This window comes from Croceivirga lutea (genome assembly GCF_014235875.1).
GTDB lineage: Bacteria > Bacteroidota > Bacteroidia > Flavobacteriales > Flavobacteriaceae > Croceivirga > Croceivirga lutea.
The window spans coordinates 153,811-171,662 of sequence record NZ_JACJUK010000005.1; the positions used below are offsets into that span (position 1 = coordinate 153,811).

Here is a 17,852-nt window from a genome sequence, read left to right on the forward strand (position 1 = left end):
AGTCTGAACTAAAAAACTACAATTTAAAAGCTGCTTTTACCTCAGCTACTTTATCTAGTTTTTCCCAAGTAAACAGTTCTACCTCTTTTTCTACTCGACCATTATAAGGCGATTCAAATACTTTGGTTACCGTTTTAGGGGTTTTACCCATATGGCCATAGGCAGCAGTTTCAAGATAAATAGGGTTGCGCAATTTTAAGCGCTCTTCTATAGCGTAAGGTCGCATATCAAAAAGTTCAGTAACCTTTTTGGCTATTTGTCCGTCATTTAAATCCACCTTAGCCGTACCGTAAGTATCCACAAAAATAGAAGTTGGCTCTACCACACCAATAGCATAACTCACTTGCACGAGTACCTCATTTGCCACTCCAGCGGCTACAAGGTTCTTGGCAATATGCCTAGCAGCATACGCCGCACTGCGGTCTACTTTACTTGGGTCTTTTCCACTAAATGCACCACCACCGTGGGCACCCTTACCACCGTAGGTGTCAATTATAATCTTACGACCTGTTAAGCCGGTATCACCGTGTGGGCCACCGATTACAAATTTTCCTGTTGGATTTATATGATAGGTAATGTTTTTATCGAATAATTGTTGAATATCTGGTGAGAGTAATGCCTTTACACGCGGTATTAGAATTTCAACAATGTCTTTTTTAATCTTGCCCAACATAGCTTCATCTTCATCGAAAGCATCATGCTGAGTAGAAACCACAATAGTATCTATACGTTGAGGAACATTTTCATCTGAGTACTCAATGGTAACCTGTGCTTTAGCATCGGGTCTTAGATAGGTAATTTCTTTTGCTTCTCTACGTAAGTCTGCTAAAACCTGTAATATCTTATGTGATATATCTAAGGCTAAAGGCATATAGTTTTCAGTCTCGTTTGTAGCATAGCCAAACATCATGCCTTGGTCACCTGCCCCCTGCTCCTCCTTTGTAGCTCTATCTACACCCTGATTAATATCTTGTGATTGTTCGTGAATTAGCGAAATTACCCCACAAGAGTCACCACTAAATTGATACTCCCCTTTGGTGTACCCTATGTTATTAATAACCTCACGAGCAATATGTTGAACATCTAAATACGTTTCACTTTTTACCTCTCCTGCAAGAACCACTTGACCAGTGGTTACTAAGGTTTCACAGGCAACTTTACTTTCTTGGTCAAAAGCCAGAAAATGGTCTAAAAGTGCATCGCTAATTTGGTCTGCAATTTTATCTGGGTGTCCTTCACTAACCGATTCAGAAGTAAATAAATATGACATGCTAACAATTTTTTTTAAATATGAATTTGTTGAAGCAAGCTAAAAAAGTGAATTCTCTAAATGGAGAAGAACCAAAATTAAATTTGGCAGCACTGCTTTAGCATTTTTAGGCTGTTTTTAATAGCACTAGAGGTTGCAATCAGACAAATCTTTCCTCAAATGTTGGTCGGCAAAAATACAGTTTTATTACAGAAATAAAAACAAGTTCGCCATTTATCGAAACAATATAAATTCGTTTTTTTGAATGCGCTTTAACTTTGTATATTGCACGCTCCCAAAAAGCAAAATCACCCTTTAAGAAGCGTACACTATGCACATTGCCGTTGCAGGAAATATTGGAGCAGGAAAAACAACATTAACAAGCTTATTAGCTAAACATTTTAAATGGGAAGCACATTATGAAGATGTAGTAGACAACCCCTATTTAGATGATTTTTACACCCAAATGGAACGATGGAGTTTTAACCTGCAGATTTATTTTTTAAACAGTAGATTTAGACAGGTACTCTCTTTTAGAGAAAGTGGTAAAAACATTATACAAGACCGTACCATAGATGAGGATGCCTATATTTTTGCGCCCAACTTGCATGCCATGGGTTTAATGACCAACAGAGATTTTGAAAATTATCAAAGTCTTTTTGAGTTAATGGAAAGTTTTGTACAACCACCAGACCTTTTAATTTATCTACGCAGCAGTATTCCTAATCTGGTTAAACAGATTCACAAAAGAGGTAGAGCGTACGAAAGCAGTATTTCAATCGACTATTTAAGTCGCTTAAATGAGCGTTATGAAGCTTGGATAAATCAGTACGAAAAAGGCAAACTGTTAATTATTGATGTAGATAATATTGATTTTGTGGACAATCCAGAAGATTTAGGACAAGTAATCAACAGAATTGATGCAGAAATCAATGGTTTATTCTAGATGAAGTTATTAGGTTTAGTTTTTTGGCATGAGCAATTGCCTCTTCGGTTTTATAAACCATTTTAAACGGCACGTCCGTATAATTTTCAAATAATTCACAAACTCGTTTTACGCGTTTTGGATCATTAACACTGCGTAAATAAATAGCTTTTACGCGACCTGGAAATTGTTCTGCCACCTTTTGGTAAATAGCCCCATCGTGCTCTCCGCTATCTCCTATAAGTACGAAAGATAACTTAGGATAGGTTTTAAAAATATTGATGATTTCTTGATGTTTTTGCGGAATAGCTGGGTTCGCCCTATTTCTGGCTCTAAAGCTAGCCATGCTTCGTAACAAGATTGGGCCTTTAGGAAAATCGTTAGTCTTAAGAAAGAGTTTTAAATAGCGATACAAATTCCAAGGACTATGACTTACATAAAAAATAGGATTAGCATTTACCCCACTATGACCTAAGTGAAGCATTTGATAAAAATCAGCAGCACCTTCTAGGGCTGAACGATTGGTAGCACGTTTAAAAAAAGTATTTACTAACACCTGCCATTTAAGTGAAGATACTACCCCAGTCCGCAGAATAGTGTCATCTATATCACTAATTACGCCAAATTCAGCTTCAGCATTAGGTATAAGCATCTCTATAGGAAACTTGTTCTGATGCAGAATTTCATGTTTTAAATGCGTGTTTTGAAAAGAAAGTTCACATTGCAACCAACCTTCGCTATTGGCCAAATGCGTTAAGTTGATATTGTTCTTTTTTATTAAGAAATACCCATGGTTATCGGTATTACCCGCAAAAACAGTTTGGTCTGGTAACTTTGCATTTATACCTACTGCTTTTAGCTCATCAGTTTCAAAACGCTTCCATGTATTTCTGAGCAAATTAAAAAAGCCTTTCTGTTCCAAATCAATTTCTTCGTCTTCTAAAGCTCTACCTCTCAAATACAATTTTGAAGGTGTACCATAACTTTGAAAACCTATGATTTGTAGTTTGTCTTTTTTAAATAAACGCATATTCAAATTTAACTGCTAAAATGATTTTACAAAGATGAATGGTTTTTTAAAGTACCGTTAACTCAATCAAAATACAACTTTGCTCAATCCTAGTTTTTATAATTACCATTAGCTAGTAGCTTACTAATAGCAACAATAAAATTTGATATTATGAAAGCTAAAAAAATTGAGAAACTACAACTCGAAAAAAATTCAATGCTCTATTTTTTAATAGGGCTTACCTTAGTATTAGCACTTATCTATTTAGCCTTAGAATGGAAAACTTATGACAAAAGTTTTGCATATGGTGAAACATTAAATATTGAAGACGATTTAGGGGAAATTCCACCCGTAACGCTACGCCAATTGCCACCTCCACCAGCGCCAAAAGTTATTGCTCCACCAGTAATTGAAGTTGTTACAAATGATAATCCCGTCATAGAAACTAGTATCACCACAGATGAAATTGACCAAAACACGCCAATTATGGCTATAAACACTTTATATTTTGATGAGCCAGAGGAGGAGGAAGTTATTTTTATAAAAGTTGAAGACAAACCCGTTTTTCCAGGATGTGAAGATGCAAAGGATCAAACAGCATGCTTTCAAAAAATGCTGCAAAGACATATTCAGAAAAATCTAAGCTATCCTGAAGCTGCGGTACAAATGAATTTACAAGGGCGAGTAAATGTGCTATTTACAATAGAAAAAGATGGTAGTATTGGTAATGTACAAATGCGTGGTCCGCACAAAATATTAGAAAAAGAAGCCTCAAGAATCATAGGTACCTTACCAAAAATGACACCAGGTAAACAACGAGGAAAAGCAGTTAAGGTTCCTTTTGCTGTACCCATAACTTTTCAATTACAATAATTAAAAAACCCCGCCAATGGCGGGGTTTCTAGTAATTTGAGTTAGTTATTATTCAATTTCTTTTTTAATAACCTTTTTAACTTTCACCTCAACATCTTCAAGGCTTTCTAGTTGTGCTTTTACTTCTTCTTCGGTGCCGTTAAATACCTTCTCAGTAACCTCATCACCTTCTGTGGTTGTTACTGTGGCCGATACCGTACCATCATCATTTTTAAGCATTTCAACTCTTACTTCTTTATGTTTTTCTATGGCATCTGAAAAATGAATTTCTTTTTCTGCATCAATTTTATGTTCGTTACCATCTTCATCAATCCAAACACGTTTTTCAACGTTAATAGCCATTGACGAATCATCTGCACTTAAAGCAATACTAGGAGCAATTACCAAGGCAACAACAGACATTAACTTTAATAAGATGTTTAGTGATGGACCAGAGGTATCTTTAAAAGGGTCACCTACGGTATCACCAACTACAGCTGCTTTGTGAGCATCTGAACCTTTACGACCTTCACTCTCAATGGTCTTTTTGGCATTATCCCAAGCACCACCGGCATTCGACTGAAAAATTGCCATAAGAACACCTGCTGTAGTAACACCAGCTAACAATCCTCCAAGCATTTCTGCGCCACCGAGAAAACCAATAGCAACTGGTACTGCAATTGCTAATAGACCTGGAAGCACCATTTCTTTAATTGAAGCTTGTGTAGAAATAGCCACACATTTATCGTATTCTGCAACACCATCTGCAGCATCAAAAATTGCACGCTGCTCAGTAGTTGCCTTAGACATATCAGAATCTACGGCACGCATTACTTCTAATGCAGCTTTAAGTTGAGGAATATCTCTAAATTGACGACGCACCTCTTCAATCATTGCCATTGCCGCTCTACCCACAGCATTCATAGATAATGCCGAAAATACGAACGGTAACATACCGCCAATTAATAAACCAGCCATTACAGTAGGTTTAGAAACATCAATACTAGTAACATTTGCTGTTTGCATAAATGCAGCAAATAAGGCTAAAGCTGTTAAAGCAGCAGAAGCAATAGCAAACCCTTTACCAATTGCTGCAGTAGTATTACCAACAGCATCTAATTTATCAGTACGTTCACGAACTTCACTTGGCAATTCTGCCATTTCAGCAATACCACCCGCATTATCAGAAATAGGACCATAAGCATCAACAGCTAATTGAATACCTGTGTTAGCTAACATACCCACAGCTGCAATAGCGATACCGTATAGACCAGCAAAGTGGTGAGATACTAAAATTGCTGCAGCAATTAAAATAATTGGGAACATGGTAGACATCATACCTACACCTAACCCAGCTATAATATTTGTAGCTGCACCAGTATCTGACTGGCGAACAATTGAATTCACAGGTTTGGTACCTGTACCTGTATAATATTCGGTTACTTTACCAACCGCAAGACCGGCAACAAGGCCTGCAATTACAGCGAAGAAAACACCAATTGAGCCATACTCAACGCCATTGAACGTCCAGCTTTCTGGAAGCATAGCATTTATAATAAAGTAACAAGCTACTAACATTAAGCCTGCAGAACCAAATTCACCAATATTTAACGCAGTTTGTGGATTACCCCCATCTTTTACGCGTACAAAAAAGGTACCTATGATAGACATAATTATACCTACCGCAGCTAATACCAATGGCAAATACACAGCACCAAGACCATCAAACGCTCCTGCGAATTCAGGAATTTGAGTGAAGGCAGCACCTAAAACCATAGTACCAATGATAGAACCAACATAAGATTCAAAAAGGTCAGCACCCATACCGGCAACATCACCAACATTATCACCAACATTATCTGCTATAGTAGCAGGATTTAAAGGGTGGTCTTCTGGAATACCAGCTTCAACCTTACCAACTAAATCTGCACCAACGTCAGCAGCTTTGGTATAAATACCACCACCAACACGAGCAAATAGTGCAATTGAAGAAGCACCAAGAGAGAAACCAGAAAGCACATTAAGTACTTCAGCAAGTTCCCAACCTTGACCACTATATATCATGAATAGTCCACTAAGACCTAAAACTCCAAGACCAACAACGCCTAGACCCATTACGGCACCTCCGGCAAAAGCAACTTCTAAGGCTTTACCTAAAGATGTACGTGCCGCGTTTGTAGTTCTAACATTAGCTTTAGTAGCAACTTTCATACCTATGAAACCCGCTAAAGCCGAACAAATGGCACCTACAATAAAAGAAACGGCTACCATTCCGTTTGAACCTACCTCGTTACTACCTTTAAAGAAAAGTAATACTGCTACTGCAGCAACGAATACAGCTAAGATTTTATATTCAGCTTTTAAAAATGACATAGCCCCATCGGCGATGTTCTTGGCAATACGTGCCATTTTTTCTTCACCTACTGGTTGTTTAGATACCCATCCGCTTCTAATGAAAACATATAACAGGCCTAAAACTCCAAATGCAGGCAAAAACTTTACGATTAATTCCATAATTGTGAGTTAGTTTAGATTTTTTTAAGAATTATAATGCCCGCAAATGTAAAAAATGGCAATGAATAAAAAAAGCATTGCCATTTTGAGAATTTGTTAAGTATGTAGAATAATTTTTATTAAATCATAAAAGTGCGTTTAAGCTTATGGTCACTTTCTTCATAACGCTTCACACACATGTGGTAAATTTCTACTGCCTTTTGGGCATCACTCCATCCACCAGTATCTACTTTTTTCTCTTCTAAATCTTTATATACCTGAAAGAAATGTTCAATTTCTTTTAAACGGTGTGGGTTCAAATCACTTATATCATTATTCTTACTCCAGATAGGGTCGTTTACAGGAACACAAATAATTTTTTCATCAGGTCCTTTTTCATCTGTCATATGAAAAACCCCAATAGGCTTAACTTCCATAACTACCATAGGGTATGTAGGTTCTGTACCTAGTACCAGCACATCTAAAGGGTCAGAATCTAATGCTAATGTTTCTGGTACAAATCCGTAATCACCAGGATACATCATAGAAGAGAACAAGGTTCTATCAAATCTAATTTTATTTAAAGTAAAGTCGTATTCATACTTATTTCTACTTCCTTTAGGTATTTCAATTAATACGTCAAAAGTTACTGTAGATTTCTTAGCCATAAGTCAATGTTTAAAATGTAAAGTATGCCAACGTTGGTTAGCACTTTAAATTGTTCGTTTACAATTATGTTTATATTAATTAATTCTATTCTAGACTATTTTAGAAGCTAAACCCAAAAGTTCCAGTAACTCCAAACTTTCTTGCATCTGGAGCATCGAGATAATTTCCTCTGAAATTAAAATCTATTCGTAAAATTTTAAAAATGTTACCTACGCCAAAAGAATACTCCCAATAGGGCTTTTTGTTAGGTGCTTGCAAAGGTATATTTGTTGGTGCATTTAGGGCAATGTTTTCTGCTGAAATTTGCCCCCAAGCGCCACGAATACCTACGATTTCTCTTAGATTTAGTTTTCGAAGGAATGGAACTCTAGAAAATATTCTTCCATTAAAGTTGTGTTCTAAATGCAACGTAGCATACGTATCTGTGACAAACTCATAAAAATCTAAGTTGGGAAAAACGTTATATAGAGAAAACACCGTTTGGTTACCCGGAATAACGCTTAACAATCCTAATGGTACTTCTCCAAAGGTTTTACCCAATTCAACAGTACTTGTTAATCTACCAATGCCACCTAATTGCCAGGGTTGGGTATATGAGAATTGTAGGCGTTCATAATCAAAATCACTCTCTAAAAATCCAGACATCCCTTTGGTATAATTCAATAAAAGTGTGCTGTACCTATCATTAACATCATAACGTTCTACGCCATAACCAATAGTTTTTTTACCTGGGGTATACACTACTGTGGTATTAATGTCAAACTGTTTTATTTCGGAGGATATCCCCGTTGGAGAGCTGGGGTCTATATAATCTAGACTAAACTCTTCTGGCAAGGCAGAACTTAAGGTTCTAAAGGCACCACCAATTTGAAAACGGAGGTTTTTTACGGGTTCTATTTCAATACTTGCCACTGACAAGTTAATGTTAGTAAGTCTATTATTGTTACCTACAGAGACCAAACTAGATGAAGCTAAACTTCTACCTAAAACATCTGTAGTACTAGTTAAACTAAGACCTAGCTGTTCAATATCTCTTCGATTACCACCAGAAAGTATAAGTCTGTTTTTTCTGTCTAATAAAAACTTGCCTGAAACACCATATTTGAATTTTTTATCATCAAAACCGTAGGCGGTATACGCTTCAATACGCCAAGGGTCATTCTGATTAAAAAACGTTCGGAAACCACCGCGTACGCGTATACCCTCTGCATCATTTATACCAAAAGTGCTGTAGAGGTCTCCAATGTCTATGTTCCATTTATCAATTTCAATATACCCTGATGCTAAGACACTCGCTATATCATAATAGGTTCTAAACTTAGGTACTGTTTTTAAGGTGTCTAAAAGTTTAAAAATTCCAGACTCATCCTCATTCAATTTTTCTAAACGAGCATTTGTCCAGAAAATACTGTCTTGTTTGAATACTCGTGGGTCATAAGGGTCAGACTCTGCTTTGTAAAAATCTTCTGGTCTTTTTAAATCAAAAGCATAATTATCATATACCGTTGTTCTTTTACCATTTACACCCCTAGATTTTTCTTTTTTAGAAAAGGCAAAATCGCTCAACATATAATCTCGCTTCAAAAGAAATACAGAATCGCTAATTACATCAAACTCTTGTTCAATATAGATATCTTTTACCCAGTTGATATTAGCACTTTTAGTTACTTCAAGGTTTATCTTTTTTACTGCATAAGTGGTGTCGTTAACCCAAAAATCACCTTTAAACGTAAGCTCGTTTTTTCTTCGAGGATAATAAATAATGTTGTAACACCACTTATCGCCTATAAACGTACTATCAGAAAGCACGTAATTATAAACATCGACCCCAGTTTTGGATAACGGACTAGTAAAACTTTTATCAAAGAATTTTAAATAGTTATTGTAAATATTATAATCTGCGTATAAATCTTCTACAAAAGCTGTTATAGCTTGATTACCACTAAAACCTGAACTCTTGTTACCCAATACATCTTCTTTGGTAAGATTTAAGTTGTTGTCACCATAAACTTTTGAAAAAACTTCGTTTAGAAAAATTGGCAAATAGGTTTTACCTGTAATTCTGGAAGTATCAAGGTCTTCAAACATAAATTCTAGCCCCTTAAATACTTTGCTTTTTATTAAGGCACTATCTATTGTATTTAAGTCAAACTCAACCTTCTCATACTTATCATACTGGTAACTCTGGTATTGATAAACTCCATTCTCTCTTTTTTTGGCCCATATTTTTTTAAGTATATCAATTGCTGGGTTATTTTTTTTGGACTGTTTACCCGTATATACCACCACCTCTTGAAGCTGTTCAGCAGATTCTTTTAAAGCAATTTCAAGATTATAATTTACCCTAGAAGCAAGAGTAATTTCTTTGGTCTCATAGCCAATAAAAGAAATTTCAATAGCCCCGTAGGTGTTATCTGACTCATAGTAAAACCGACCGTCATCATTGGTTATGGTACCTTCAGATGAATTCACAAAAATGACATTTGCGAAGGGAATTGGGTTACCAAAGTCGTCTAAAACAATACCCTCTATTTTTGTTTGAGCAAATAGAGCAATAGGTAATAGTAAAAAAAGGAAAAGGAACTTCTTCATGTAAAGGGTAGCAAAACCTAATTGGCTTTGGGTTTGAAATTGATTTTGATTACAGCGTAGCTTTGTGCAATAATTGTTCCTATTAAAAAAAAACCTCGCTAACTCAGTTAATTGGTTTAGCGAGGCAAATATAAGTTTGATAATAGAAATTACCCTTTGTATAACACTTTCTTAACGGCTTTTATAACATCTTCACTGTTTGGTAACCATTCTTTAAGTAAAACTGGAGAATATGGAGCAGGTGTGTCTGCCGTATTTAGTTTCACAATTGGTGCATCTAAATAGTCAAAAGCTTTGTCTTGAACTTGATAAATAATTTCTGTAGCTACGTTACCAAATGGCCAGGCCTCTTCCAAAATAACCATTCTATTGGTTTTCTTTACAGAAGCTATGATGGTATCGTAATCCATTGGTCTTACTGTACGCAAGTCAATAATTTCACAACTAATACCTTCTTTTTCTAATTCATCAGCAGCTTTATACGCTTCCTTAATTATTTTTCCAAAAGAAATTATGGTTACATCATTACCTTCTCTCTTTATATCTGCTACTCCAATAGGAATAGTGTACTCATCTTCTGGAACCTCACCTTTATCACCATACATTTGTTCAGACTCCATAAAAATAACTGGGTCATCATCTCTAATTGCTGATTTTAAAAGTCCTTTAGCATCTGCAGGGTTAGATGGCACTACAACCTTAAGACCAGGGCAATTAGCATACCAGCTTTCAAATGCTTGTGAGTGTGTTGCCGCTAGCTGACCCGCCGAACCTGTAGGCCCTCTAAATACAATAGGACAATTAAACTGACCACCACTCATTTGGCGAATTTTTGCAGCGTTGTTTATAATTTGGTCTATACCAACTAATGAAAAGTTAAAGGTCATAAACTCAATAATTGGTCTATTACCAATCATTGCAGAACCCACACCAATACCAGCAAAACCTAATTCAGAAATAGGGGTATCAATAACTCTTTCTGGGCCAAATTCATCTAGCATACCTTTAGATGCCTTGTAAGCGCCATTATATTCGGCTACTTCTTCACCCATTAAATAAATGCTGTCATCCTTACGCATTTCTTCTGACATTGCTTCGGCTATTGCCTCTCTAAATTGTAATGTTTTCATAAGATGTATTAGGTATAAGACCTTTTTTTTGCAACCACAAAAATAGGAAAAAACAGTACATTTATAAGTAAGTAATTGAGCAATTAAAAAGAAAATTTATTATGCATGCATAATAAATTTTAGGTTTTTATTATCTTTGAACCAACAAAAACTAGACTTATGAAGATATTGGTTTGCATTAGCAATGTACCTGACACGACTTCAAAAATAAATTTCACGGAAGGCGACACAAAGTTTGACACAAATGGTGTTCAATTTGTTATTAATCCAAATGACGAATTTGGCTTAACCAGAGCCATGTGGTTTAAAGAAAAACAAGGCGCTGCGGTTCATGTTGCTACAGTAGGTGATGCTTCTGTTGAACCTACTATGCGTAAAGCATTAGCAATTGGAGCAGATGAAGGCATTCGTATAAATGCCAATCCTACAGATGGCTTTTTCGTTGCAAGACAATTAGCCGAAGTTGTAAAAAAGGGAGGTTACGACCTTGTTATTTGCGGTAGAGAATCTATAGATTATAATGGCGGTATGGTACCTGGCATTCTTGCCACTTTATTAGACATGAACTTTGTGAACACTTGTATCTCTTTAGAGATAGACGGCTCATCAGCTAAAGCAGTTAGAGAGATAGATGGTGGTAAAGAAACCCTGGAAACCAACTTACCATTGGTAATAGGTGGTCAAAAAGGATTAGTAGAAGAAAGTGACCTAAAAATACCTAACATGCGTGGTATTATGATGGCGCGCAAAAAAGCATTAAACGTGGTAGAACCTGTTGATGCACCAACTATGACTAATGACCAAAAATTTGAAAAACCTGCTCCAAAAGGTCCAGTAAAATTAGTAGATGCCAGCAATGTTGGCGAATTAGTAGAATTATTACATAACGAAGCAAAAGCCATTTAAACATGTCAGTACTAGTATATACAGAGACAGAAAAAGGAAATTTCAAAAAAAATGCTCACGAAGTAGCTTCGTATGCTTATGAAGTAGCTTCTAAAATGGGCGATACAGTAACTGCGGTGGCATTTAATGCTACCCAGGCAGAGGAATTAGGAAAATATGGAGTAGCCAAAGTGTTAACTATTTCTGACGAAAAGTTTGAAACATTTAATGCCAATGCTTATGCCAATGCTATTGCTCAAGCAGCAGAGGCTGAAGGTGCAAAAGTGGTAATCATAAGTTCAAGTGCGGATAGTCGATTTTTGGGCGGTATTCTAACTGCCAAATTAAATGCGGGTTATGTGCCTAATGTGGTAGCTGCCCCAGAAAGTACAAGTCCTTTTATTGTAAAAAGAACAGCTTTTAGTAACAAAGGATTTGCGAATACTGAAATAACTTCTGAAACAAAGATAGTAGGAGTATCAAATAATGCCTTTGGCGTTGTTGAAAATGAAACCTCCGCAGGTGTGGAAGCCTATTCACCAAATATTAATGATAATGACTTCTCTACTAAATCTGTAGATGTTGACAAGGTTGTTGGCAAAGCAACGATTGCTGATGCCGATGTAGTTGTATCTGGCGGTAGAGGACTTAAAGGTCCAGAAAATTGGGGCATGGTTGAAGAATTAGCTGATGTTTTAGGCGCCGCTACAGCGTGTTCTAAACCAGTTTCTGATTTAGGTTGGAGACCACATTCAGAGCATGTGGGGCAAACTGGCAAACCTGTAGCGAGTAATCTCTACATAGCCATTGGAATTTCTGGAGCAATTCAACATTTGGCTGGTGTGAGTTCATCTAAAACCAAAGTTGTAATTAATAATGACCCAGAAGCACCTTTCTTTAAGGCAGCAGACTATGGTATTGTAGGCGATGCCTTTGAAGTGGTTCCAGAGCTAATTGAAAAATTAAAGGAATTTAAGGCACAAAACGCTTAGTTTTTTGTTAATTTGTCCTTTTGAGGAGGGCTGTTCAAAATGATGCAAAGTCACTCTTTTGAACAGTCTTTTTCTATTTTAGAGGGATATGAGTTTAGTGAGATTAAAAATTAAGGGTATTTCCTATAGCCAAACACAAAATGGGGCGTACGCTCTTATTTTAAATGAAGTAGATGGTGATAGAAAATTACCTATTGTCATAGGAGCTTTTGAAGCCCAATCCATAGCAATTGCACTTGAGAAGGAAATAAAACCTCCACGACCGCTTACACACGATTTATTTAAAAATTTTGCTGACCGTTTTAATATTGTCATCAAGCAGGTAATCATTCATAAGTTAGTAGATGGGGTTTTTTACAGCAGTATAATTTCTGAAACCGAAGAAAAAGAAGAAATTATAGATGCAAGAACAAGTGATGCCATTGCTTTAGCTTTACGCTTTAACGCACCAATATTTACCTACAAAACCATTTTAGATAAAGCTGGAATTTTTCTTAAGTTTTCTTCTAAGGATAAAGAAGGAGATGAGGATGATAGTATTATGGTTAATGAAATACTTCAAGAAGGTGAAACCGTTGAAATTAGTGCTGACCCTTCTGGCGGCTACAGAGAAATGACACTTGAAGAATTAAACAAAGAGCTAGATAGTGCTGTTGCCAATGAAGATTATGAGAAAGCAGCCAAAATTAGAGACGAGATTTCTAAAAGAAGCTAAGCAACCAACCTTTCATGAAAAAATATACATTTTTAATACTCTTACCATTTCTGCTTATTACATATCAGGTTACCGGTCAAGAGCCACAAGCTATTTCCACCGCGGTTGATTTAGTTCCCAATCAAGGTTTTAGTATCAACAGCCTATGGCGAGGTGTTTTAGGTATGGCGGTATTGGTCTTTGTTGCATTCTTATGCAGCAAAAACAGAAAAGCAATCAATTGGAAAATGGTTGGTGTAGGTCTTGGTTTGCAACTATTAATAGCCATCGGAGTACTTAAAGTTCCGTTCGTTAAATTGATTTTTGAAAGTATCGGAAAAATATTCATCAACATTCTTGACTTTACACGAGCAGGAAGTAAATTTTTATTCGAAGGTCTTGTAGTAGATATGGATACTTTTGGATACATCTTTGCTTTTCAAGTATTACCAACAATTGTATTTTTCTCGGCCCTCACCTCTGTATTGTTTTATTTAGGAATTATTCAAAGAGTAGTAAAATGGCTAGCCTGGCTACTTACTAAATCTTTAGGAATTTCTGGAGCAGAGAGTCTTTCTATAGCAGGTAACATCTTTCTAGGGCAAACCGAAGCACCATTACTTATTAAAGCCTACTTAGAAAAAATGAATAAATCAGAAATCCTTTTGGTTATGATTGGTGGTATGGCAACAGTGGCAGGTGCTGTACTAGCTGCATACATAGGATTTTTAGGTGGTGATGATGAAGCGTTACGTTTGGTTTTTGCAAAACATCTTTTAGCAGCTTCGGTTATGGCTGCACCTGGTGCTATTGTAATTTCAAAAATTTTGTACCCACAAACGGAGGCAATAAATACAGAAGTTGAAGTTTCCGCCGATAAAATTGGTTCCAACTTTTTAGATGCCATTGCTAATGGAACCACTGAAGGTTTAAAATTAGCAGCAAACGTTGGTGCTATGTTATTAGTTTTTGTAGCCTTTATTGCAATGATAAATGGTATTCTAGGTTGGGTTGGTGATTGGTCCACATTAAACGAATGGGTAGCCGCAAACTCACCTTACGAAAAGTTTTCCTTAGAAGCCGTTTTAGGAACCGTATTTGCCCCTTTAATGTGGTTAATTGGAGTAAATAATGAAGACATTATGCTTATGGGGCAACTACTTGGTATTAAGTTGGCAGCCTCAGAATTTGTAGGCTATATACAATTAGCAGAATTAAAAGACTTAGCTTCATCTACAAGATTCACCTATAATAAATCTGTAATTATGGCCACCTATATGTTGTGTGGTTTTGCAAATTTTGCTTCTATCGGTATACAAATAGGTGGTATAGGTTCACTTGCCCCAGGCCAACGTAAAACATTATCAGAATTTGGTTTAAGAGCTGTACTAGGAGGTACATTAGCGTCTTTAATTTCTGCTACAATTGCAGGAATGATTTTAGGGTAAAATTGGTTAAATTCTGAGATAAATAGGAAAAACTTTTAGGTAGTTAATAAATAGTTCATAATCCAAAAGTTATAAAGTGTTCTTCTTTTCAATTTCCTTTTAAATTTGAAAAATTTAAATAGCAGCTTCCATTTGGGAGATTGAAGAGGGAGATATGAAACAATACCACGACTTATTAAAGCATGTCTTAAAAGAAGGCAATCAAAAAGGAGATAGAACAGGCACTGGTACATTAAGTGTTTTTGGGTATCAAATGCGATTTAATTTGCAAGAGGGTTTTCCTATGGTTACTACTAAAAAATTGCATTTAAAATCGATTATCCATGAACTATTATGGTTTTTAAATGGAGATACCAATGTTAAATATCTTCAAGATAATGGCGTACGTATTTGGAATGAATGGGCTGATGAAAATGGTGAGTTAGGTCCGGTATACGGTCATCAATGGCGCAACTGGAATAGCGAAGAAATAGACCAGATTAAAGAGGTTATTGAAACATTAAAAACCAATCCTAATAGTCGTAGAATGCTAGTATCTGCATGGAACCCAAGTGTTTTACCAGATACTAGTATTTCATTTTCAGAAAATGTAGCTAATGGTAAAGCTGCTTTACCGCCATGTCATGCTTTTTTTCAGTTTTATGTTGCAGATGGTAAATTAAGTTGTCAGTTATACCAACGTAGTGCAGATATTTTTTTGGGTGTACCTTTTAATATTGCGAGTTACGCCTTATTCACTTTAATGATGGCCCAAGTTTGTGGTTATCAACCCGGAGATTTTATACACACTTTTGGTGACGCCCATATTTATAATAATCATATGGAGCAAGTTGAACTGCAATTAAGTAGAGAACCTAGAGCGTTACCAACCATGAAATTGAATTCTGAGGTAACTAATATTTTTGACTTTAAATTTGAAGATTTCACTTTAGAAAATTACAATCCACATCCACATATTAAAGGTGTTGTTGCGGTGTAAAACAAAGCGCTCAAACAAATGTTTGAGCGCTTCTAACATCTAACTGAATTACGAACATTAAGGGGGTCGTAAGCCCCACACTTCTCATAGCAATTAATTCCGCGTAACGGTAATAGAGTTAGATAATCCATAGAGGCCTTGTAGTTCACTAATATTATTTCCCATTTCTAGTCCGGTTAAACCATCTTCATATCGCATATACCAGATAAGACATACTCCTGCTCCTGCGCCATCAAAATCTACCCCTTCTACCGCTGCTAGGGTTGGAGGTATACCTAAAATAGTACCTTGGTCATCGGTAATTATCCAAGTTCTATTGGTACCAGTAGCTGAAGTAGCATCTAACATAATGCCATTTACCATATCTGGCATTCCGTCAACATTGAAACTAAAAGGACCACCAGAGATTACTCCTGCGTTAGGATTACGGTATACACGAATACTATTAGACAATGCAAAGAATCCGTCCAAGTTTGCTGCATTTTCACCAGCTATTAAACCTGTTAACCCATCTTCATAAGTAATATGCCATATTAAGCAAACTCCAATACCAGCTCCATCAAAATCTACACCTTCAACAGCATCCAAAGTTGGTGGTAAACCTAAAATGTTTAATTCTTCATCTGTAATTACATATCCTTGATTACTTCCTGTAAGTGCAGTATCATCTAAATTAATACCACTGACCATGTCTGGGGTACCATCAACCGTAAACATAAAAGGCCCACCAGATAAGGTTCCGGCGATCAGCGCATCACGGTTAACCGTTACAAAATTTGAAACCGCGAAAGAACCCTCCAAACTATCTAAATTACCTCCAGATTCTAAACCTTCTAATCCTGTGGAATAGGTTAAATGATAGATATAACAAGAACCTACCCCAGCACCATCGAAATCTACACCCATTACAGCATCTAAAGTTGGAGGAATTCCTAGAATATTTTTATTATCATCCGTAATTATGTACGTCTGATTTTCTCCGTTCAATTCAGTGTCATCTAAGGTAATTGCAGATACCATATCTGGATTGCCATCTACTACAAAATCATACGGACCCCCAGTCAATGAACCAGCATTTAACGCTATCCTGTCTACAACTATAAAATTTGACAATGCAAATTCACCGGTAAGGTTATCTAAATTTTCACCAGAAGCTAAACCATTAAGACCAGTAGAATATGTTAAATGATAGATATAGCAAGAACCTACTCCTGCGCCATCAAAATCTACACCCATTACAGCATCTAAAGTTGGAGGAATCCCCAAAATGTTTCTAGAATCATCTGTAATTACATAGGTTTGGGTTTCACCAGTTAAATTAGTGTCATCTAATGAGATATTAGCAACCATATCTGGAATCCCATCAACCACAAATTCATAAGGGCCTCCTGATAACGTTCCAGCATTTAATGCTCCACGATTAACCATAATGAAATTGGATAGGTCAAACTCACCACTTAAACCATCTAAATTTTGTCCAGCTTCTAAACCAGTCAGTCCAGTTTGATAAGTAATGTGATAAATATAACATAGTCCAATACCAGCTCCATCAAAATCTACACCTTCTAGAGCTTCAAAAGTTGGAGGAAGCCCTAAAATATTTCTTGAATCATCAGTTATTACAAAAGATTGTACGTCTCCTTCTCCATTAAAATTGGATAAAGAAATACCACTAACCATATCAGGAACTCCATCCACTACAAAACTAAAAGGGCCACCACTCAAGGTACCAGCATCAAGTAGTAAAGGGGTATCATCATCTGAATCACTTTCACATCCTACAATAAAAATTAGGGCCGCTAAGCTTACTAAAATTGTTTTTACGTTGTTCATCTTGCTGTGTTTTAAAATTTTGATTCAAAGGAATTTAGAAGTTGTTGCAAAATGATCACAGAAAAGTAAACTTTTGTAAACATCTGATTTATTGTTAGTTAA

14 protein-coding genes are annotated in these 17,852 nt (G+C 36.2%); 7 read left to right on the forward strand and 7 right to left on the reverse strand.

The window, feature by feature from the left end; translation table 11 throughout:
• Positions 1-16 precede the first annotated feature (16 nt).
• Positions 17-1,270, reverse strand: coding sequence for a methionine adenosyltransferase (gene metK / locus H5V42_RS10745; RefSeq protein ID WP_185783172.1), 1,254 nt, complete (start codon positions 1,268-1,270; stop codon positions 17-19).
• A 310-nt stretch (positions 1,271-1,580) separates the two neighbouring features.
• Here metK and H5V42_RS10750 point away from each other — a divergent pair, with 310 nt between their 5' ends.
• Positions 1,581-2,195, forward strand: a complete 615-nt coding sequence (locus tag H5V42_RS10750; RefSeq protein WP_185783173.1) for a deoxynucleoside kinase — start codon at positions 1,581-1,583, stop codon at positions 2,193-2,195.
• Here H5V42_RS10750 and H5V42_RS10755 read toward each other — a convergent pair.
• Positions 2,179-3,204, reverse strand: coding sequence for an App1 family protein (locus tag H5V42_RS10755; RefSeq protein WP_185783174.1), 1,026 nt, complete (start codon positions 3,202-3,204; stop codon positions 2,179-2,181). The two genes, H5V42_RS10750 and H5V42_RS10755, sit on opposite strands and share 17 nt — an antisense overlap.
• 150 nt (positions 3,205-3,354) lie before the next feature.
• Here H5V42_RS10755 and H5V42_RS10760 point away from each other — a divergent pair, with 150 nt between their 5' ends.
• A complete protein-coding gene (locus H5V42_RS10760) occupies positions 3,355-4,056 on the forward strand; it encodes an energy transducer TonB (protein ID WP_185783175.1) in 702 nt (233 codons plus the stop codon).
• 48 nt (positions 4,057-4,104) lie between these two features.
• Here the strand turns inward: H5V42_RS10760 and H5V42_RS10765 are convergent, their stop codons facing one another.
• The 4 genes from H5V42_RS10765 to H5V42_RS10780 form a co-directional block, all read right to left on the reverse strand.
• Positions 4,105-6,549 (reverse strand): sodium-translocating pyrophosphatase, encoded by a 2,445-nt coding sequence (locus tag H5V42_RS10765; protein ID WP_185783176.1) that lies wholly within the window; start codon positions 6,547-6,549, stop codon positions 4,105-4,107.
• A 119-nt stretch (positions 6,550-6,668) separates the two neighbouring features.
• On the reverse strand, positions 6,669-7,196 hold the full coding sequence (locus tag H5V42_RS10770; RefSeq protein ID WP_185783177.1) for an inorganic diphosphatase: 528 nt from the start codon (positions 7,194-7,196) through the stop codon (positions 6,669-6,671).
• A gap of 100 nt (positions 7,197-7,296) precedes the next feature.
• Positions 7,297-9,789 carry a DUF5686 and carboxypeptidase-like regulatory domain-containing protein gene (locus H5V42_RS10775; RefSeq protein ID WP_185783178.1) on the reverse strand — a complete coding sequence of 831 codons (2,493 nt, stop codon included), beginning with the start codon at positions 9,787-9,789 and terminating at the stop codon, positions 7,297-7,299.
• A gap of 149 nt (positions 9,790-9,938) precedes the next feature.
• Positions 9,939-10,919: a pyruvate dehydrogenase complex E1 component subunit beta gene (locus H5V42_RS10780; protein ID WP_185783179.1), complete on the reverse strand. Its 981-nt coding sequence runs from the start codon at positions 10,917-10,919 to the stop codon at positions 9,939-9,941.
• 159 nt (positions 10,920-11,078) lie between these two features.
• On the opposite strand from H5V42_RS10780, the gene H5V42_RS10785 reads away from it, so the two are divergent.
• The 5 genes from H5V42_RS10785 to H5V42_RS10805 all read left to right on the forward strand — a co-directional run bounded on the left by H5V42_RS10785 (position 11,079) and on the right by H5V42_RS10805 (position 15,917).
• A complete protein-coding gene (locus H5V42_RS10785) occupies positions 11,079-11,825 on the forward strand; it encodes an electron transfer flavoprotein subunit beta/FixA family protein (protein ID WP_185783180.1) in 747 nt (248 codons plus the stop codon).
• A 2-nt stretch (positions 11,826-11,827) separates the two neighbouring features.
• Positions 11,828-12,796 (forward strand): electron transfer flavoprotein subunit alpha/FixB family protein, encoded by a 969-nt coding sequence (locus tag H5V42_RS10790; protein ID WP_185783181.1) that lies wholly within the window; start codon positions 11,828-11,830, stop codon positions 12,794-12,796.
• Between the two features lie 88 nt (positions 12,797-12,884).
• Positions 12,885-13,511 carry a bifunctional nuclease family protein gene (locus H5V42_RS10795; protein ID WP_185783182.1) on the forward strand — a complete coding sequence of 209 codons (627 nt, stop codon included), beginning with the start codon at positions 12,885-12,887 and terminating at the stop codon, positions 13,509-13,511.
• Between the two features lie 14 nt (positions 13,512-13,525).
• Positions 13,526-14,938 (forward strand): NupC/NupG family nucleoside CNT transporter, encoded by a 1,413-nt coding sequence (locus tag H5V42_RS10800; RefSeq protein WP_185783183.1) that lies wholly within the window; start codon positions 13,526-13,528, stop codon positions 14,936-14,938.
• A gap of 154 nt (positions 14,939-15,092) precedes the next feature.
• The gene (locus H5V42_RS10805; RefSeq protein ID WP_185783184.1) at positions 15,093-15,917 is read left to right on the forward strand and encodes a thymidylate synthase; all 825 of its coding nucleotides are present in this window, start codon (positions 15,093-15,095) and stop codon (positions 15,915-15,917) included.
• A gap of 93 nt (positions 15,918-16,010) precedes the next feature.
• Here H5V42_RS10805 and H5V42_RS10810 read toward each other — a convergent pair whose 3' ends face one another.
• A complete protein-coding gene (locus tag H5V42_RS10810) occupies positions 16,011-17,750 on the reverse strand; it encodes a hypothetical protein (RefSeq protein WP_229665692.1) in 1,740 nt (579 codons plus the stop codon).
• Between the last annotated feature and the right edge of the window lie 102 nt (positions 17,751-17,852).